The sequence below is a fragment of the Tateyamaria armeniaca genome (assembly GCF_045797845.1).
GTDB lineage: Bacteria > Pseudomonadota > Alphaproteobacteria > Rhodobacterales > Rhodobacteraceae > Tateyamaria > Tateyamaria armeniaca.
On record NZ_JBHDIY010000002.1, the window covers coordinates 2,891,494 to 2,909,976 of the forward strand.

An 18,483-nucleotide genomic window follows, 5' to 3' on the forward strand; every position below is an offset into this window, starting at 1 on the left:
TTACGATTCTGCCTCTGCCTCTTCGTCACCCTGATCGGCGATCCACGCGACGCTGACCACTTCCTCGCCCTTGCCCGTATCGAACACCTTGACCCCGCCTGCACTCCGCGAACGGAAACTGATGCCTTCGATCGGCACCCGGATCGACTGGCCCTTGGAGGTGGCGAGCATGATCTGATCGTCCATTTCGACCGGGAAAGAGGCGACGATCTGACCACCGCGCATCGCCTTGTCCATGGCCGTGACCCCAAGGCCACCGCGTCCGCGCACGGGATAATCGTGGGACGAGGACAGCTTGCCCGAGCCTTTGGAGGTGATGGTCAGGATCAGGTTTTCCGCCGCCGACATTTCGGCATAGCGCGCCTGATCGATGGTCGCGTTGGCATCCGCCTCTTCTTCATCCGATACTTCAACATCGTCCGCCAAACCTGCAACAGCCCTACGCATTTTCAGATAGGCCGAGCGTTCATCACTGGTCGCATCAAAGTGACGGATGATCGACATCGACACCACCTTGTCTGTCCCGGACAGCTTGATCCCGCGCACCCCGACAGAGCTGCGCGAATTGAAAACCCGCACGTCTGTTGCCGGGAAGCGGATGGCGCGCCCCGAATTGGTGACGAGCATCACATCGTCATCATTCGAGGCGATGCGCGCATTGATCAGAGTTGTTTCTGCATGCTCGTCCTCGAACTTCATCGCGATCTTGCCGTTGCGCATGACATTGGTGAAATCACTCAGCTTGTTGCGGCGCACAGTGCCTGCAGAGGTCGCAAAAACGACCTGCAAATCATCCCAGTCTTTTTCATCGCGATCCACCGGCATGATGGCGGCAATGGATACGCCCGTCGGAATGGGCAGGATGTTGACGATGGCCTTGCCTTTGGAGGTCCGCCCCCCTGCGGCAAACGCCAGGTCTTGAGCTTGTAGACCATGCCGTCGGTGGTAAAGAACAACAGTTGCGTGTGGGTGTTGGCGACAAAGAGAGTGGTGATCACGTCCTCTTCCTTCGTCGCCATACCGCTCACGCCCTTGCCGCCGCGTTTCTGGCTGCGGAAGTCGGCCAGCGGTGTGCGTTTGATGTACCCGCCGGAGGTTACGGTCACGACCATGTCCTCACGCTCGATCAGGTCCTCATCTTCCATGTCGCCAGACCAGTCGACGATCTCTGTGCGACGGGGCACAGCAAAAAGCTCTTTGGTTTCCGTCAGTTCAGCGGCGATGATGCCCATGATCCGCTCGCGCGAGCCAAGGATTTCAAGGTATTCCTTGATTTTGCCTGCCAGCTCTTCCAGCTCGTCCGTGACTTCCTTGACCCCGATTTGGGTGAGGCGCTGCAAGCGCAACTCAAGGATCGCGCGGGCTTGGGTTTCGGACAGATTATATGTGCCATCCTCGTTCGCCGTGTGGGTTGGATCGTCGATCAGGGCGATATAGGGCAGGATGTCGCGGGCGGGCCAGCGGCGTTCCATCAGCTTGGCGCGCGCTTCGGCTGCATCCGCCGATTGACGGATCGTCGCGACCACTTCGTCGATATTGGTGACCGCCACGGCCAGACCGCACAGGATATGGCTGCGCTCGCGGGCCTTGCGCAATTCAAATGCAGTGCGTCGTGCAACGACTTCCTCGCGGAAATCAATGAACGACGTCAAAAAGCGGCGCAGCGTGAGTTGTTCTGGCCGACCGCCATTCAGGGCCAGCATGTTGCATCCGAAATAGACCTGCATCGGCGTAAAGCGGAACAGTTGGTTCAGGACCACTTCGGCGGTCGCATCGCGTTTGAGTTCCACAACCACGCGCACGCCATTGCGGTCGGATTCGTCCTGCACATGCGCAATGCCTTCGATTTTCTTGTCGCGCGCCGCTTCGGCGATGCGTTCGATCATTGTGGCCTTGTTCACCTGATAGGGAATCTCATCAATAACAATGGCATATCGGTCTTTCCTCAACTCCTCGACGCGGGTTTTGGAGCGTATGATGACGCTGCCGCGCCCCTCAAGATACGCCTTTCGCGCACCCGACCGGCCCAACATGATGCCACCCGTGGGAAAGTCGGGGCCGGGGATGTAGTCAATCAACTGCTCAGAGGACAGGTCCGGGTCTTCGATCAGGGCCAGTGTCGCATCGACAACTTCGCCGAGATTGTGCGGCGGGATGTTTGTCGCCATGCCGACGGCAATGCCGCCCGCGCCATTGACCAGCATGTTGGGAAAGCGGGCGGGCAGGACGGTCGGTTCGCGGTCCTTGCCGTCGTAATTGTCCTGAAAATCGACAGTGTCCTTGTCGATATCGGCCAGCAGGTAACCGGCAACCTTGGCCATGCGCACTTCGGTATAGCGCATCGCCGCCGGGTTATCGCCGTCCATCGATCCGAAATTGCCCTGCGGGTCCAGCAGGGGCACGGACATGGAGAAATCCTGCGCCATGCGCACAAGAGCATCATAGATCGCGCTGTCGCCATGGGGGTGGTATTTGCCCATCGCATCCGACACCGGGCGCACCGATTTGCGGTAGGGTTTGTCGAACGTATTGCCCGCCTCGTGCATCCCGTAAAGGATGCGCCTGTGCACAGGTTTCAGGCCATCACGCAGATCGGGGATCGCGCGGCTGACGATGACGGACATCGCATAATCCAGATAGGACGTGCGCATCTCGTGTTCGATGGTGACGGACGGACCTTCATAGCTGGGCCGCTCCGGTGTCATTTCATCATCGTTTTCAGGGGGTTGTGGCGTATCGTTCACGAAAGTCTGCCCGTTCCTAGCGTCGCTCTATATCTTGCGTCAAACTCTATCAGAAACCACAGATAAGGTGCAACGTCTCAAGCTGCCCGCTGTTAGCAGTCGGCGTATCAGGCTGCTAGATCGCTGTTTTTGTTGATTATTAATCTTTGTCGGGCTCAAATAAGGTGCGCGCAACAAAAAGAGGTCAAAAATGGAGCAGAGCGAAACCGAACTGATGCTGAAAGGCTACGGGCTGACGACGGCTGAATTTTTCTATCGGATGCCGGATTACACTCATGTGCTGAACACCTTTGTCTGGCAGGATTACGACATCGCCCCGGACCATCCACGCCTGTTCTCGTTCATCGATTTCTGGAAGGCCGAGATTGAGGGCCGTCTGCATTCGGTGCGGTTTACCCATCGCAAAATGCTGTCATCGGGTGAATGGCGCCACGTGACCGGAGAGTTTCCGGTGCACTAATGCGCAACCAACAGGCGTCCGACCTCAGGCCGAACAGGACGCCCCGCCCAGCACACAGAACTTGGCACAATGAGGGTGGTTGAGGGACACATCGCGCTCGGCCTCTTCCAGCGTCGCGCCCAGTTCGAACTGCGGATCATAGGGCAGCAATGTGCAGGCCAGCACGGCGGGGCGCGCCGCGCCCTTGCGTTTGACCACCATGCGCGATGATGAACACATGACCGCCTCGGGATGTTTGTTCAAGATTGACCAGCATTCGGTTGTGATTTCAGGCACTTCGACGCTTTCATCCATTTCGGGAAACAGCACCGTTTCGCCTGGATTAAACGCATCGATCTGCCACCCTTTCGCGGCAAAAAGGGCCGCATAGCCTTCCCGCGCCTCGGCCTCGCTTTCAGCCATTTCGATGCGCCCGGCCACGGCCATGCGCGCACCGACAGAGGCCAGCCAAGCCATGCCGCGGATCGTTTTGTCGAACGCACCCACGCCACGCTCCGCATCGTGCACTGCGGCGGCGTGATGATCGAGGCTGACGCGGAAGGTGATCTTGGCACCATAGCGCGTGACAAGATCCGCGATGCTTGCCTGCACAGTAGGCCGCATCATCGGGGCCATCGCATTGGTCAGCACCAGCACGTCGTAGCCACGCGCGAGGCTGCGCTCCAGCATCTCGACACAGGCCGGGTTCATGAATGGCTCACCACCCGTAAAGGCGATCTCGCGCACCTTCCAGTCGCGCGTTTCAAGCTGGTCGAGATAGTCGCTCACCTCATCCGCGCTGATATAGACCAGCGCGTCATTGGTGGGTGAGCTTTCGATATAGCAATTGGTGCAGGTGATGTTGCACAGGGTGCCGGTGTTGAACCACAGCGTCTCGGGATGGGTCAGGGATACCTTGGCGCGGGCCTCGCCTTTGGCCGTCAGGTTGGGGTCTTCGAATTTGCCAAGATTGGCGAGGTCTTTCATCTTTGGCGTCCTCGTGTCGCAGTCGCATTTGCGAAACAGTCCTACGGTCTGATGTCGCGCGGGGAAAGGCCAGTCCTGACGGAGTGACAGCTTTGTGATACGCATTGAGGCATCAAGGTCGCACTGCACGTTTGGCCGTTGAGTACCCTGTTGAATCTGATAGTGTTTGCGCAAACATTTTAGGAGCATGAACCATGGTGTCGCGCGTCATTCCGGTCGAACCGTTTGATCTGGTGATCTTCGGGGGCACGGGCGATCTCGCCCGTCGCAAGATCTTGCCGGGCCTGTTCCGCCGTTTTTGCGCCGGGCAGATGCCGCCCGATGCGGCGATCACCGGGGCTGCACGCAGCGATATGAGCGAGGATGAATACCGCGATTTCGTGCGCGATGCGATCCATGAGTTCGGTGGTGAGCAAAACCACGACGAGGACAAGCTGTCGGCCTTCCTTGAATGCCTGCACTATGTGCCCATCGATGCGCGCGGCGAAAACGGCTGGCGCGAGCTTGCCGGTTTGATGCGCAAAGGCATGGTGCATGCCTTTTACTTCTCCGTCGCGCCGGGGCTGTTCGGCGATTTGGCTGAGCGTCTGAACCAGCACGGCCTTACGGACGAGGACAGCCGCATCGTTGTCGAAAAACCCTTTGGGCGCGATCTTGCCTCGGCCAAAGAGCTCAACCGCGATCTGGCCGCCTATTTCGATGAGGGCCAGATTTACCGCATCGATCATTATCTGGGCAAGGAAACGGTGCAGAACCTGATGGCCGTGCGCTTTGGCAATATGCTGTTCGAACCGCTCTGGAACAGCCAGTATGTCGATCACATCCAGATCACCGTGGCCGAAACCGTCGGCGTGGGTGGACGTGGCGAATATTATGACAAGTCCGGCGCAATGCGCGACATGGTGCAGAACCACCTGATGCAGTTGCTGTGTCTGATCGCGATGGAACCCCCCAGCAAGTTCGACCCCGATGCGGTGCGCGACGAAAAGTTGAAGGTGATCCGCGCTCTTGACGACGTGGAGCCCCATCACATCGTGCGCGGTCAGTATGATGCGGGTGACGAAGGGCCCAGCTTTCGCGAAGAAGTCGGCGATCCGCGCACCCGCACAGAAAGCTACATCGCCATGAAGGTCGGCGTCAGCAACTGGCGGTGGGCGGGCACGCCGTTCTATTTGCGCACCGGCAAGCGCCTCAAGGCGCGGTGCAGCGAGATTGTTGTCGTGTTCAAGGCGCTCAATCACTCGATCTTTGGCGAGCAGGAGGATCACCGCAATGTGTTATCGATCCGCCTGCAACCCAACGAGGGGATGACGCTGGGCGTAACCATCAAGGAACCCGGCCCCGGCGGGATGCGCCTGATCGACGTGCCGCTGGATATGTCCTTTGCCGAAGCACTGGGGAAGGATGGCAGCGACCAGACCGACGCCTATGAGCGCCTGATCATGGACGTGATCCGCGGCAACCAGACCCTGTTCATGCGCGGCGACGAAGTCGAGGCGGCATGGGCCTGGACCGATCCCATCATCGACGGCTGGGACACGCGCGGCGATGTGCCCAAAATCTACGACAGTGGCAGTGAAGGACCCGTTGACGCGGTCCAGCTTCTTGCCCGCGACACCCGTGTTTGGCGAAAGGTGGCCTCATGAAGATCCAGGAATATCCCGACCGCGAAATGCTTGCCATGGGGCTGGCAGACGTTCTGGCCAGCGAGTTGAAAAACTGTCTCTTGATCCACCCTTGGGCGTCCTTTGTGGTGCCGGGTGGCACGACACCGGGTCCGATCTTTGACAGCCTCTGTGCAGCCTCGGTCGATTGGGACCGGGTGCATGTGATGCTGAGTGATGAGCGCTGGGTGCCCGAAGATCATGAACGGTCCAATGCGAAACTGCTCAAGGATCATCTGTTTGTCGACCGTGCGGCCGATGCCAGATTCATTCCGTTCCATGTGGATGGAGAAACCCCGGAAAGTGCGGCCCCCGGCCTGTCGGAAAAGCTGGCCGAAGAGATGCCGATTTCCCTGCTTTTGCTGGGCATGGGGGCTGACATGCACACGGCATCCCTTTTTCCGGGGGCCGATGGCCTCGCAGATATGCTGGCCGATGACGCCCCCCTTGTTGTGCCCGTATCGGTCGAGGGGCAGGAACCCAGGATTTCCTTCTCCGGACCGGCCCTTGCGGGAGCGATGGCCAAGCATCTGGTGATCTACGGCCATGAGAAACGCGGGGCCCTCGAAGCGGCGCAATCGTTGTCGCCGACAGAGGCCCCGATCAAAGTGGTCATGGACGGGTTGACCGTTCATTGGGCGGAGTAAGCACCATGTGGAATGACCTGAAGGCCAAAGCCGATCAGATTGGCGACCGTCACATCCTTGATCTGTTCGACGACGCGCGGGCCGATGATTTCGCGGTTCAGACGCAGTTCATGCGCTTTGACTATGCCAAGACGAATATCGATGCCGCAACGCGCGACGGATTGCTTGCATTGGCGGACAGGGCAGGGGTCGCGGCCCGTCGTGATGCGATGTTTGCAGGTGAAAAGATCAACGAGACCGAGGGGCGCGCAGTGCTGCACACCGCATTGCGCAACCTTGATGGCGGCCCCGTCATGGTGGACGGGCAGGACGTCATGCCGGGTGTGCTGGAAACGCTCGACCGAATGGCCGCCTATGCGGACGAGGTGCGTGCCAGCGCGATCACCGACGTGGTCAATATCGGCATCGGTGGGTCCGACCTTGGACCGGCCATGGCCGTGCAGGCCCTGTCACCTTACCGCGATGGTCCGCGCTGTCATTTTGTGTCCAACGTGGATGGGGCCCATATCGCGGATGTGTTGCGTGAACTCGACGCCAAAACGACGCTGGTGATCGTCGCCTCCAAAACCTTCACCACGATCGAGACGATGACCAATGCGCGCACGGCGCGGGCTTGGATGAAAGACAATGGCGGCGATCCGGGCACGCAATTCTGTGCGCTTTCCACATCCGAAGAAAAGACGGCAGATTTCGGGATCCCTGCATCCCGCGTTTTCGGGTTCGAGGATTGGGTTGGCGGGCGTTATTCCATGTGGGGGCCTATTGGCCTGTCGCTGATGCTGGCCATCGGCCCCAAGGGGTTCCGTGCCTTCCTGCGCGGCGGGCAAGAGATGGACCGCCATTTCTGTGCCGCTGAAGGCACCGAAAACATGCCGCTGATGCTTGCCCTTGTGGGCATCTGGCACCGGCAGGTGCTGGGCCATGCGACGCGCGCCGTGCTGCCCTATGACCAGCGGCTGGGCCAACTGCCCGCCTATCTGCAACAGCTTGAGATGGAATCAAACGGCAAGTCCGTGGATATGGACGGCAATCCGCTGCCCGTCGACAGCGGCCCCGTGGTTTGGGGCGCACCGGGCACAAACGGACAGCACGCCTTTTACCAGTTGATCCATCAGGGCACGTCCGTCATCCCGTGCGAATTCATGGTGGCCGCGACGGGGCACGAGGACGATCTGAAACATCACCACGACCTGCTGGTCGCCAACTGTTTCGCCCAGTCCGAGGCGTTGCTTAGGGGCCGTGACCTTGATGAAGCGCGCAGCAAGGTTGTCGGAAAATTCGACGGGGCGGAGCTGGAGCGGCAGGCCGCTCACCGCGTCTTTGCGGGCAATCGCCCCTCGACCACTCTGATTTATCCCATGCTTGATCCATTCACGCTGGGCCAGATCATCGCGCTTTACGAACATCGGGTGTTCGTCGAGGGCGTGATCCTTGGCATCAATTCCTACGATCAGTGGGGTGTTGAGCTGGGCAAGGAACTGGCCACCGCATTGCAGCCTGTGATTGAGGGTGCCGCAAGCGCCGAGGACAAGGACGGATCGACTCTGCGCGCTTGTCGATTACCTGCATACCCATAGAAAGTAGGCGTTTTCCACCAGCAGAAAGCGGAGCATACGGCAGCGATTATTCGCCGGCGTATGCTCACCTATGGGGGAATACCTGACCTAACCCCCGGTTGTGCCAACTGTTTTTCGCGTCCTAAGGTTGCAACAGGCGACGTGTATTTTTCGCCTGTACATTCATTTAGCAACTGGAGGCCTGATTATGGCTGGAACTCAACATGGGCTCACGCGGCTCGATCAACTCGTAAAAACTTGTATTCACGGCAACGGGCCTGCACGCCCCTTTGCCCAAACCCTTGGGCGGCTCATGCCCGCCAACCCGGTGCGGATTTCCAACATCACCCACGCGGATGTCATCGCAGCCCTTGATGAACTCTCTCAAGGCATGGGCGTGAACGAAAACACGGACGGGCCTGCGGATGCGGGCATGACCTTCTTTGGTCAGTTCGTCGATCACGATATCACCCTTGATGCCACATCCGCTCTTGGCACCCGGATCGATCCGGCAACTATCCCCAACATCCGCACACCCTCGCTTGATCTGGACTGTGTGTATGGGGCAGGCCCCGAGGCGTCCTCGCATCTTTACGGGGCAGGTGATGCCGAACAATTTCTGGTGTTTGGCCGCAAGGACAACCCCCGGGATCTGGCGCGTACCTGTGCAGGCAAGGCGCTGATCGGTGATTTCCGCAATGACGAGAACATCATTGTCGCACAGGTCCAGGCGATTTTCATCGAGTTGCACAACCTGCTCATGTCCAAGCGCGTCGAAGGCGGATCAGAGGCCGACGACATCAAGGCCTGCGCCCATGACGGCATCGACAAGCACATCTGGCATGATCACGTCAGCCCCAAGCTGAGCAATTTCGAAGAAGTCCGCCGGTTCATCCGCCTCCACTATCAGTGGATGGTGTGGTGTGAATTGCTGCCTGCCTTTGTCGAACAGGACTGCCTTGACTGGGCGTTGAACGATCCGAGCCCCTTTGGCTGGGATGCACCCGTGATGCCGGTCGAATTCACCGGGGCCGGGTACCGGTTCGGGCACGCCACGACACAGCACCAATATGCGCTGACCGATGGCGGTGATCCCAAAGGGCTGTTTGCGCTGCCCGGCTTTGGCCCGCGCCCCGTGGATGGCAACATCGACATGGCCATGTGGTTTGGCATGAACGGCGACGTGACCGCGCAAAAGGCGCGGCCCGTGGGCCCGCATCTGGGTCTGCCGTTGCTTAACCTGCCCTTTGTGCATGGCGAAATCGAGCTGGCGGATATCGAAGAAACGCTGACTCTCGACCAATCCCGCAACCTGGCCCTGCGCAACATGGTGCGCGACCGCTATACCTACCAACTGGCCAGCGGCCAGCAACTGGCGGCCAAGCTGGGCACCAAGACGGTGCCTGTGCCCGATGTCCTGAAACACAAGGGGTTCACCAAGACGCCGCTGTGGTTCTACTGCCTGCAAGAGGCGGAGGCCCATGGGCAAGGCAAGCTGACAGGGGCAGGGGGACGACTGGTGGCGTCCGTCTTTGCCAACCTGCTCAAGCGCGACCCGACCACCTTCCTGCACATCCCGCATTTCAAACCGTGGCACGGGTTCAAAGGGCAGCCAAGCGTGATGGCAGGCATCATCGCCTATATCGACGCCAACCGCGCCCATATGAAGCATGTCGAAGACCTGCAATGCGGCTGAAACCTCTCGTAAGGCGGAGTTGACCCCGCCCTGCGGTGCCCGTGCAAACCGACATCAGGCTTGCATGGGCGCACGCACGTTGGCAGGGTTCCCCACAATGGGGAGCAGACAACGCGTCCCTTCAAAAAACATAAAGACAGGGAGGCGCCGCGATGCTGGGCCAGATGATGAATTTCCCCCTCACGATTGGCTCGCTGGTGGATCATGCCGCACGGTTTCACGGCGAGACCGCAATCGTGTCAGTCAACACGCTTGGCGGCACGGAAACGACCAATTGGGGGCACATCGGAGCCAACGCACATCGCCTTGGCGACGCTCTGACGCAGCTTGGTCTCGATCCCCAGACGCGCTGTGCCACCATCGCTTGGAACAATCGCCGCCATCTCGAAATCTACTTTGGTGTTTCGGGCGCAGGCTTTGTCTGCCACACCATCAATCCGCGCCTGTTCCCCGAACAACTTGTCTACATCATCACCCATGCCGATGACCGGGTGCTATTCATCGACAAAAGCTTTGTGCCGCTGGTCAAGGCGATCCGCGACCAGATCCCGTGTGTCGAACATATCGTTCTGATGGGCGGCCCGGATGCCGACGCCGCTGCCGAGCTTGAGGGCCTGACATTCTACGACGACCTCATCGCCACCGGCTCTCCGGATTTCGCGTGGCCCGAGTTCGATGAAAACACCGCCTCCTCGCTGTGCTACACCTCTGGCACGACCGGCAATCCCAAGGGGGTTCTCTATTCCCACCGCACCACGGTGCTGCATGCGCTGGCCAGCAACGCGCCGGACTGCATCGGCTTTTCCGCGCGCGACGTGGTGCTGCCCGTGGTGCCGATGTTCCACGTCAACGCATGGGGCACGCCATATGCCTGTGCACAGGTTGGGGCGCAACTGGTGTTGCCGGGGCCGGGCCTTGACGGCCCATCACTCGTGGCGCTGATCGACACGCACCGTGTCAACATCGCATTGGGCGTGCCGACCATCTGGTTGGGCCTTCTGGGCGAGGCCAAGGCTTCGGGCTCGCAACTGGAAAGCCTCACGCGCACTGTCGTAGGCGGATCGGCCTGCCCACCGTCCATGATGGCCGCCTTTCGCGAAGAATACGGGGTCGAGGTGATCCATGCCTGGGGCATGACCGAAATGTCGCCCCTTGGCACCACGAACCAGTTGCTGACCAAACATGCCGATCTGCCGACCGAAGAACAGCACGCCTTGCGCGAGAAACAGGGCCGCCCCCCATGGGGCGTTGATCTTAAAATCGTCGATCCGGATGGCAAGGAGCTGCCCAATGATGGCGAGACGCAAGGCGATCTGATGGTGCGCGGGCACTGGATTCTCGATGCCTATTTCCGCACCACTGCCGAAGACACGTTGACCGACGGCTGGTTTCACACCGGCGACGTCGCCACGCTGGATGCGGACGGATATCTGTCGATCAAGGACCGCTCCAAGGACATCATCAAATCCGGGGGCGAGTGGATTTCCTCGGTCGATCTGGAAAACATCGCCATTTCACATCCCGCGCTGGCTGATGCCGCCGTGATCGGTGCCCGCCATGACAAGTGGGATGAACGGCCGGTGCTAATCGCTGTAGCCGCCACCGGTCAAAACCCGACCGAAGCCGACGTGCTGAGCATCTTTGAGGACAAGATCGCCCGATGGCAGGTGCCAGACAAGGTTGTGTTCACGGATGTGCTGCCACGCAATGCGACGGGCAAAGTGCTAAAGCGTAACCTGCGGGACGCGTTTGGGGACGTGTTGATGGGATAGGCGGTGCGCCTTGCGTAACTGGTTAACGGCACAAGCTGTGGAGCGCACAGGATGATTGATCACATCACAATCGGAGTGAGCGATTTCGACCGATCCACGGCCTTCTACGATCAGGCCCTTGCTCCGTTGGGCGTCAGTCGTATGTTCGACGTTCCAGAAGAACACACCGACGGCGTGAAAGTGACGGGCTATGGCGATGATCGCCCATGGTTCTGGCTGGCTGAGGAACATGCCACACGCGGACTGATGCACATTGCTTTTCAGGCCAAGCGACAGGCGGACGTGGATGCGTTTCACGCCGCTGCGTTGCGGGCAGGTGGGGCAGACAACGGTGTGCCTGGCCTTCGCCCGCACTATCATGCGGATTACTACGCCGCCTTTGTTCTGGATCCTGACGGGCACAACATCGAGGCGGTGTGCCACGCACGGTGAGGTAACACACCCGGCTGCGCCTTACCCCTTCAGCATCCCGAAAATCTCGTCCTTCAGCCGCATGCGCGTGCGCCGCATCTCTGTCAGGTGCTCGTCCGAGGTTGGCTCGATGTCGGTCTCGGCGCGGTGCACATCGCGGTTGATGTCGTGATAGGCGTCCGCCAGCCGCGCAAAATGCGCATCCGCTTGGCGCAACTCGGAAATCTTGTCCGCATATTCGGGGAAATCACTGGTCAGTTCGTGGGGTGTGTGGGTCATCGTGGTCTTTCAGCTGCGGCGGTTGCCGGGGTGAAGGGCGCGGGCAAGGATGTGTTCGGATTGGTGCACCAGAACGTCTGCATGATGCACAAGCAGATCGTCGGGCGGCTGCACCACCGACAGATCCTTGTCCGGATAGTTCAACGAGAAAAGGAAATGGCGCATGCAGTTCAGGCGCGCCCGTTTCTTGTCGTTGGAGCGGATGATCGTCCAGGGTGCGTCGGCGGTGTTCGTGTAAAAGAACATCGCTTCCTTGGCTTCGGTGTAATCGTCCCATTTGTTGAGGCTGGCGCGGTCAATCGGCGACAGCTTCCATTGTTTGAGCGGATCGGTCTTGCGCGCATCAAAGCGGCGTTTCTGTTCGTCCCGCGTGACCGAGAACCAGTATTTGTACAGCCGGGTTCCGCTCCGGGTCAGCATTCGCTCGAATTCGGGTGTCTGGCGCATGAACTCAAGGTATTCGTTGGGCTCGCAAAAGTTCATCACCCGCTCAACGCCTGCGCGGTTGTACCACGACCGGTCGTACAGAACGATTTCACCGGCTGTGGGCAGGTGTTTGATATAACGCTGGAAAAACCACTGGCCGCGTTCTTCTTCGGTGGGCTTGTTCAGGGCCACAACGCGCGCCGCGCGCGGGTTGAGATGTTCGGTGAAGCGCTTGATCGTTCCACCTTTGCCCGCGGCATCCCGCCCCTCAAACAGCAGGACAAAGCGCTGGCCGGTGTCTTGTATCCAGTGTTGGGCTTTCAGCAATTCGACCTGAAGGGCGGCCTTTTGCATTTCGTATTCGCTGCGCCCCATCCGGTCATCATACGGGTAAGACCCTTGTTCAAACGCGGCAACCTGCGCGGACAGGGTCGATGGGCTGGGCTCGGTATATGTGGCGGTGTTGACAGTGTCGTTCATGTGCCCTCCTTGCGGTGTTCGAGGGCTGTCATGAAGTCATGGGGACCGGCGCGCCTTGATATGTGTCAAACACTGGCAAAAACCTCTGGCACGAGGCAAAACGGGCACAGCTAATTGTGCCCGTTTTCGAGATTTTCGGGTCGAACTCAGCCGACCAAAGCACCGTCCACCCGCTTGACTGCGATGATGGCCGAACGCGCGAGCGAGCCGCCATGATCCGGCCAGTCGCCACCATCATCGCCCGGGTGCTGGATACCGACAAACATGGTCCGACGATCCGAAGACCACGTCAGGCCGGTGACCTCTGATCCGGTGGGCCCGGTCAGGAAGCGGCGGATTTCACCGGTGACCGGATCGCCTGCCAGCATCTGGTTGTTGCCCATGCCTTCGAACTCGTCTTCGTTGCTGTCATTGCCGTCCGTCTGGATCCACATGATGCCCGTGGTGTCGAACTGCATCCCGTCAGGCGAATTGAACATGTTGCCGGCGTTGATGTTGGCCGATCCCTGGTAGGGGCCTTCCTGATTGGTCGGGTTCCCGGCCATCACGTAGAGGTCCCATTCGAACGTGTTCGATGCGTGGTTGTCACCTGACGGGCGCCAGCGCACGATCTGTCCATAATTGTTGACCTCGCGCGGATTGGGGCCGTTGGCCGGGGTCGGATCACCGCCCGCATTGGGTTTGACACCCCGATTGCGGTTGTTGGTGAGGCAGCAATAGCCCTCAACCGCCGTGGGGTTCACCGCGATCCATTCGGGGCGATCCATGGTCGTCGCGCCCAGTTCCGAGGCGGCCATACGGCTGAAGATGGCGATTTCCGCTTCGGACATGCCTGTGGCGGACGGCGTCAGCGCGACCCATTCCCCCGACATATCCGCGTTGAAGCGGGCCACATGCAACTGGCCCTCGCTCAGCAGGGTCGAGGTGTCGCCGCCGGGGACGTATTTGTCACGGCTGAGCCATTTGTACATGAACTCGCCCCGCTCATCATCGCCCATGTAGACGACGACACGGCCATCCGGGGCCAGCGCGTAGGCGGCGTTCTCGTGCTTGAACCGCCCAAGGGCCGTGTGTTTGACGGGCGTGCTGTCCGGGTTCGCCGGGTCGATTTCCACGATATAGCCTGCGCGGTGCGGCTCGTTCGGGTTTTTGGAGATGTCAAAGCGCGGATCAAACCCGTGGTAGTTGTAGCGGTTCGTGTCGACCTCCATGTTCACGCCATAGCGGCTGAACCCGGCGACATGGACATCGTCGAGGGCGGGTTCTTCGGTTGTGCCGAAGTAGCCGTTAAAGTTTTCTTCGCAGGTCAAATAAGTGCCCCAGGGCGTGCGACCCGAACCACAGTTGTTGAACGTCCCCAACGACTGCGTGCCCGACGGATCGGCCTCGGTCTTGAGCAGGTCGTGCCCGGCGGCAGGGCCGTCAATGACCATGGGCGTGTTGTGGTGGATGCGTCGGTTGAACGGGCTGTCCACGACAACTTCCCACCCGTTTTCGCCTTCGGTGATTTCCATCACACTGACGCCCTGAAAGTTTTGCAGGCGCAGCACATCCTCGGCTGACGTCGGCATGCCGTCTTCGGTCTCGGCCAAATTCAGCTTGGGATTCACATATTCGCTGTTCACAACCAGCAACTCGTGATTGCCGACCTTGAACAGTTCCATCCCGTCGGTGTTTTCACCAAACACTCGGTCGGACCCTGCGGTGGGCACGCCAGTTGCGGGATCAAAGGCAGGTGCGTCGGAAAACAGCGGATCGCCCCAGCGCACCAGAACGTCCCACGTGTAGCCTTCGGGCACGTGCACGGTGTTGTCTGTCTGCACCGGCAGCTGTTCAAAGGCAAAGCGGTCGGACTGACCGGCGATCGCGGTCGTACCCTTGAGCATCGATGTGCCCATCACTGCCGCCCCGGATCCAAAGGCCAGAACGCCGCCCATGAAGCCGCGGCGGGAAATGGCCTCTTCGACCACCGCGTCAAAACCCTGAACTTCCGGGCGGGGAAAATTCATTTCGTCCCAGTCGTCGGGCGATATGGCGTGTTGTTGGATATCTTTCATGATCGGCTCCAGTCCTTGATGGTCTATCTGGGTTTGGCAGACGCGAATGATGCGTTGACCTATTGGCTACCGGGTCAACTCAAAAATTTTGTGACAAATCGCGGATCATGCACAGGAATATGATTCAACCAGAGGTATATAGGCGTGGATGCGCCTATTGGTCGTATGCGCGGGACGCGGTGCGCAAAGAGTGGAGCGGGTAACGAGAATCGAACTCGTAACTAAAGCTTGGGAAGCTGCCGTGATACCTTTTCACCATACCCGCCGCTGCTGGCCGGGATAGGCACGCCTGTGCGCGTCGTCAAGCAGATTTGGTGAAAGCTAGGATGCAGTGCGCGCGCGGTAGAGGTTGATCAGAGCCGGTATTTCGATACCTGCGCTGCCCTCGAATTTTGCAAAACGCGCCATCAGGGCGTCAACAAGGCGCGCGCGATCCTCGTGGCTGGCTTCGAATTGGCGCAAGGCCCGTTCGGCAGGGCCAATCGTACATAACAGCTCAGCCACAGCGCGCAAATCCCCGGGCGGTGTGAGGTGCACGCCGTGTTCCTCACAGGTGACATCCGTCAGCCCGGCATCCGTCAGCATCGGGATCACGCGCGCACTGTCTTCAAAGGCGAACGGGCCGGGCAGGGTGCGGTCGGTTTTCTCCATCGGGCCAAACACATCCTTGGCCGCGGCGGCGGCCTGCATGAAATAGGGGTTTTGTGGTGCAGCACCCCATGCGGCAAATGTGAGTGGTGCGCGAGGCACCAGAGCACGGGCGATGTTGGCAAAGGCGGCTGTCGTGTCCGCAAAGAACATCACGCCAAAGCGCGAGATCATCGCATCGTAACTGCCAGCTTCAAAGGAATGGATTTGTGCGTCGGCCTTAAGCCCAGATGTGTTTGGATGGTCCTGCAGGCGTGTGCGGGCCAAGGCCAGCATGGTGTCCGATATATCAAGGCCAGTCACATGGCCTTTAGGTCCGACGGCTTTTGCGGCCTGCGCCACACTGGCCCCGGTGCCACTGCCTATATCCAACACGCGGGCACCTGCGGGCAGGGCTGCTTGGGTCAGAACCAGATCAAGGACCGGTTGCAACAGCGTATCCATCTGCGCCTGAGTGGCCACCCATTTGTCGCCCGCGTCACCTGTCCAGAACTCTTCCTGGTCCGCATTGCTCATGCCCGCCGCCTTCTGCGTCGCCCGCCTGACGTGTCCCCGCCGGAGTTGAAGCTGACATCCGGCAGCGTCACGATGGAGTTGAGGATCGGGAAAGGATCAGCCGAATTGGGGATGGCCGAAGCATTGACGAAATGCTCCTGAAAACGCGGCTCGATTGCGGTTTCGACCTTGTGGATGCGGTGCACGGTCTGTTCGATCTCAAGGCGGGCATCGCGGTTCAGCAAGGCAATCCGCGCGCCCGTGCCTGCGGCATTCCCTGCGGATGTGACCTTTTCGAGGGGGGCATCGGGTATCATGCCCAGCACCATCGCATGTTTTGGCGAGATATGCGCACCAAAGGCCCCCGCAAGCACCACCCGGTCGACAGTATCGACGCCGAACTTGTCCATCAAAAGCCGCGCACCGGAATAAAGCGCCGCCTTGGCCATCTGGATGGCGCGGATATCCGGGTTGGTGATGGTGATCCTTGGCCCGCCATGGGCTGATCCATCATGTAGCACATAGGCATGGGTGCGTCCGTCGGTGATCGAACGGGCACTGCCGGTTTGTTCTGCGCTGCCAATCAACCCCGATGCATCCAGCAGCCCGGCAAGGCGCATCTCGGCGATGGCCTCGATGATACCCGATCCGCAAATGCCCGTGATCCCCGACGCGGCGGCAGCCGCGGTGAACCCGTCCTCGTCCGACCAGGCATCGACCCCGATGATGCGAAAGCGCGGTTCCTTGGTGACAGGGTCAATCTCGACCCGCTCAATGGCCCCGGGGGCGGCACGCTGACCGGCGGTGATTTGCGCGCCTTCAAAGGCGGGGCCGGTGGGCGAGGAACAGGCAAGCACCTTTTCGGTGTTGCCCAGTAGGATTTCAGCATTCGTGCCCACATCGACAACCAGCACGAGGTCTTCGGATTTGTCGGGCGCCTCGCTCAGCGCCACGGCGGCGGCATCCGCACCCACATGCCCCGCGATGCAAGGCAGCAGATAGACGCGGGCCGAGGGGTGGATGTTCAGCCCCAGATCGTCCGCCCGCAACCGGATGGACCCGGACGTGGCCAGCGCAAACGGGGCCTGACCCAGCTCAAACGGATCAATGCCCAGAAACAGGTGGTGCATCACCGGGTTGCACACAAAAACCGCATCCACGATCAATCGCTTGTCGACGCCGCCTTCGGTCGCAATCTGGGTGATCAACGCGGTCATGCCCTCGCGCACAGCTTGGGTCATCTCCTGCGCGCCACCTGCGTTCATCATCCCGTAGCTGACGCGGCTCATGAGATCCTCGCCAAAGCGGATCTGCGGGTTCATGATGCCCGAGGAGGCGACAACTTCGCCCGACAGCAGATCACACAGGTGGCCCGCAATGGTTGTCGAGCCAAGGTCGACGGCGATGCCATAGACGGTGCCTTCGTAATAGCCCGGCCAGATGTGCATGATGCGCGGTGCGTTTTCTTCGTCCCCGAGATGGATCGCGACGGTGACCTTCCAGTCTCCCTTGCGCAAGACCGGTTGCAGCGCCTGCAGGATGTGCAGATCGGCATGGACGTTCTCGATCCCCCATTCGGTCTCGATCGCCAGCACAAGCCGTTCCAGATCGCCCGAAGGTTCGTGCATGTCGGGCTCTTCCACTTCGACATAGCACAGCTTGGTCGAGGGGTTGATCGTGATATCGCGCGCTTCCGCCCGCTTGCGCACGACCTGTTTGTGCACCTGGCTTTCGGGCGGGACGTCGATGACGACATCCCGCTGCACCGTGGCCTGACAGCCCAAGCGGCGGCCTTCGATCAAGCCGCGTTTGGATTTGTAGCGCTCTTCAACCGCGTTCCAGTCCGACAGCGCGTCCGCCGCGACCGTCACACCATGTTTGGCAAAATCACCCAGCCCCGGCGTGATCTGGCATTTGCTGCAGATGCCGCGCCCGCCGCAGACTGAATCCAGATCGACACCAAGCTGGCGCGCCGCCGTCAGGATCGGGGTGCCGACCGGGAAATGCCCGCGCTTGCCCGATGGGGTAAAGACGATCAAAGGATCAGTGCTCATGTCAGACCTCGGTCGTGAGTGTTGCAGTGCAGCATAGGCACAGAATAAGAAAGGAAAAGCCGTGATGCGACCTGCATGCGCATCACCGCGTCACTTTCTCTTTTGGCTCCTGACTGATCGGCCCTCCG

13 protein-coding genes, 1 tRNA gene and 1 pseudogene are annotated in these 18,483 nt (G+C 60.0%); 7 read left to right on the forward strand and 8 right to left on the reverse strand.

The window, feature by feature from the left end; all coding sequences use genetic code 11:
- Positions 1-2,744, reverse strand: a pseudogene (gyrA, locus tag ACERZ8_RS14650) (DNA gyrase subunit A).
- 190 nt (positions 2,745-2,934) lie between these two features.
- Between gyrA and ACERZ8_RS14655 the strand changes: the two are divergent.
- Positions 2,935-3,204 (forward strand): usg protein, encoded by a 270-nt coding sequence (locus ACERZ8_RS14655; RefSeq protein WP_407592894.1) that lies wholly within the window; start codon positions 2,935-2,937, stop codon positions 3,202-3,204.
- 24 nt (positions 3,205-3,228) lie between these two features.
- Here the strand turns inward: ACERZ8_RS14655 and ACERZ8_RS14660 are convergent, their stop codons facing one another.
- The gene (locus ACERZ8_RS14660) at positions 3,229-4,170 is read right to left on the reverse strand and encodes a radical SAM protein (RefSeq protein WP_407592895.1); all 942 of its coding nucleotides are present in this window, start codon (positions 4,168-4,170) and stop codon (positions 3,229-3,231) included.
- 194 nt (positions 4,171-4,364) lie between these two features.
- On the opposite strand from ACERZ8_RS14660, the gene zwf reads away from it, so the two are divergent.
- The 6 genes from zwf (at position 4,365) to ACERZ8_RS14690 (ending at position 11,937) form a co-directional block, all read left to right on the forward strand.
- On the forward strand, positions 4,365-5,816 hold the full coding sequence (gene zwf / locus ACERZ8_RS14665; RefSeq protein WP_407592896.1) for a glucose-6-phosphate dehydrogenase: 1,452 nt from the start codon (positions 4,365-4,367) through the stop codon (positions 5,814-5,816).
- Positions 5,813-6,481: a 6-phosphogluconolactonase gene (pgl, locus tag ACERZ8_RS14670; RefSeq protein WP_407592897.1), complete on the forward strand. Its 669-nt coding sequence runs from the start codon at positions 5,813-5,815 to the stop codon at positions 6,479-6,481. Before zwf ends, pgl begins: the two co-directional genes overlap by 4 nt.
- Before the next feature lie 5 nt (positions 6,482-6,486).
- Positions 6,487-8,058 carry a glucose-6-phosphate isomerase gene (pgi, locus tag ACERZ8_RS14675; RefSeq protein ID WP_407592898.1) on the forward strand — a complete coding sequence of 524 codons (1,572 nt, stop codon included), beginning with the start codon at positions 6,487-6,489 and terminating at the stop codon, positions 8,056-8,058.
- Between the two features lie 292 nt (positions 8,059-8,350).
- On the forward strand, positions 8,351-9,733 hold the full coding sequence (locus ACERZ8_RS14680; RefSeq protein ID WP_407592899.1) for a peroxidase family protein: 1,383 nt from the start codon (positions 8,351-8,353) through the stop codon (positions 9,731-9,733).
- A 152-nt stretch (positions 9,734-9,885) separates the two neighbouring features.
- Positions 9,886-11,505, forward strand: a complete 1,620-nt coding sequence (locus tag ACERZ8_RS14685) for a long-chain-fatty-acid--CoA ligase (RefSeq protein WP_407592900.1) — start codon at positions 9,886-9,888, stop codon at positions 11,503-11,505.
- Between the two features lie 51 nt (positions 11,506-11,556).
- Positions 11,557-11,937, forward strand: coding sequence for a VOC family protein (locus ACERZ8_RS14690; protein ID WP_407592901.1), 381 nt, complete (start codon positions 11,557-11,559; stop codon positions 11,935-11,937).
- A gap of 21 nt (positions 11,938-11,958) precedes the next feature.
- Here the strand turns inward: ACERZ8_RS14690 and ACERZ8_RS14695 are convergent, their stop codons facing one another.
- The 6 genes from ACERZ8_RS14695 to ACERZ8_RS14720 form a co-directional block, all read right to left on the reverse strand.
- Positions 11,959-12,195: a YdcH family protein gene (locus ACERZ8_RS14695; RefSeq protein WP_407592902.1), complete on the reverse strand. Its 237-nt coding sequence runs from the start codon at positions 12,193-12,195 to the stop codon at positions 11,959-11,961.
- Between the two features lie 9 nt (positions 12,196-12,204).
- Positions 12,205-13,101 carry a polyphosphate kinase 2 gene (gene ppk2 / locus ACERZ8_RS14700; protein WP_407592903.1) on the reverse strand — a complete coding sequence of 299 codons (897 nt, stop codon included), beginning with the start codon at positions 13,099-13,101 and terminating at the stop codon, positions 12,205-12,207.
- Positions 13,102-13,247: 146 nt separating this feature from the next.
- Positions 13,248-15,158: a PhoX family protein gene (locus ACERZ8_RS14705; RefSeq protein ID WP_407592904.1), complete on the reverse strand. Its 1,911-nt coding sequence runs from the start codon at positions 15,156-15,158 to the stop codon at positions 13,248-13,250.
- 191 nt (positions 15,159-15,349) lie between these two features.
- Positions 15,350-15,423, reverse strand: a tRNA-Gly gene (locus ACERZ8_RS14710).
- A 56-nt stretch (positions 15,424-15,479) separates the two neighbouring features.
- Positions 15,480-16,322: a class I SAM-dependent methyltransferase gene (locus tag ACERZ8_RS14715; protein WP_407592905.1), complete on the reverse strand. Its 843-nt coding sequence runs from the start codon at positions 16,320-16,322 to the stop codon at positions 15,480-15,482.
- Positions 16,319-18,355, reverse strand: coding sequence for an ASKHA domain-containing protein (locus tag ACERZ8_RS14720; RefSeq protein WP_407592906.1), 2,037 nt, complete (start codon positions 18,353-18,355; stop codon positions 16,319-16,321). Before ACERZ8_RS14720 ends, ACERZ8_RS14715 begins: the two co-directional genes overlap by 4 nt.
- Between the last annotated feature and the right edge of the window lie 128 nt (positions 18,356-18,483).

Excerpts from the sequence above, each read along its gene's own strand:
- ppk2 (WP_407592903.1), bottom strand. The coding sequence starts at position 13,101 with ATGAACGACACTGTCAACACCGCCACATATACCGAGCCCAGCCCATCG.
- ACERZ8_RS14695 (WP_407592902.1), bottom strand. The coding sequence starts at position 12,195 with ATGACCCACACACCCCACGAACTGACCAGTGATTTCCCCGAATATGCG.
- zwf (WP_407592896.1), top strand. The coding sequence starts at position 4,365 with ATGGTGTCGCGCGTCATTCCGGTCGAACCGTTTGATCTGGTGATCTTC.
- pgl (WP_407592897.1), top strand. The coding sequence starts at position 5,813 with ATGAAGATCCAGGAATATCCCGACCGCGAAATGCTTGCCATGGGGCTG.
- ACERZ8_RS14685 (WP_407592900.1), top strand. The coding sequence starts at position 9,886 with ATGCTGGGCCAGATGATGAATTTCCCCCTCACGATTGGCTCGCTGGTG.
- ACERZ8_RS14655 (WP_407592894.1), top strand. The coding sequence starts at position 2,935 with ATGGAGCAGAGCGAAACCGAACTGATGCTGAAAGGCTACGGGCTGACG.
- ACERZ8_RS14715 (WP_407592905.1), bottom strand. The coding sequence starts at position 16,322 with ATGAGCAATGCGGACCAGGAAGAGTTCTGGACAGGTGACGCGGGCGAC.
- pgi (WP_407592898.1), top strand. The coding sequence starts at position 6,487 with ATGTGGAATGACCTGAAGGCCAAAGCCGATCAGATTGGCGACCGTCAC.
- ACERZ8_RS14690 (WP_407592901.1), top strand. The coding sequence starts at position 11,557 with ATGATTGATCACATCACAATCGGAGTGAGCGATTTCGACCGATCCACG.
- ACERZ8_RS14660 (WP_407592895.1), bottom strand. The coding sequence starts at position 4,170 with ATGAAAGACCTCGCCAATCTTGGCAAATTCGAAGACCCCAACCTGACG.
- ACERZ8_RS14705 (WP_407592904.1), bottom strand. The coding sequence starts at position 15,158 with ATGAAAGATATCCAACAACACGCCATATCGCCCGACGACTGGGACGAA.
- ACERZ8_RS14720 (WP_407592906.1), bottom strand. The coding sequence starts at position 18,355 with ATGAGCACTGATCCTTTGATCGTCTTTACCCCATCGGGCAAGCGCGGG.
- ACERZ8_RS14680 (WP_407592899.1), top strand. The coding sequence starts at position 8,351 with ATGCCCGCCAACCCGGTGCGGATTTCCAACATCACCCACGCGGATGTC.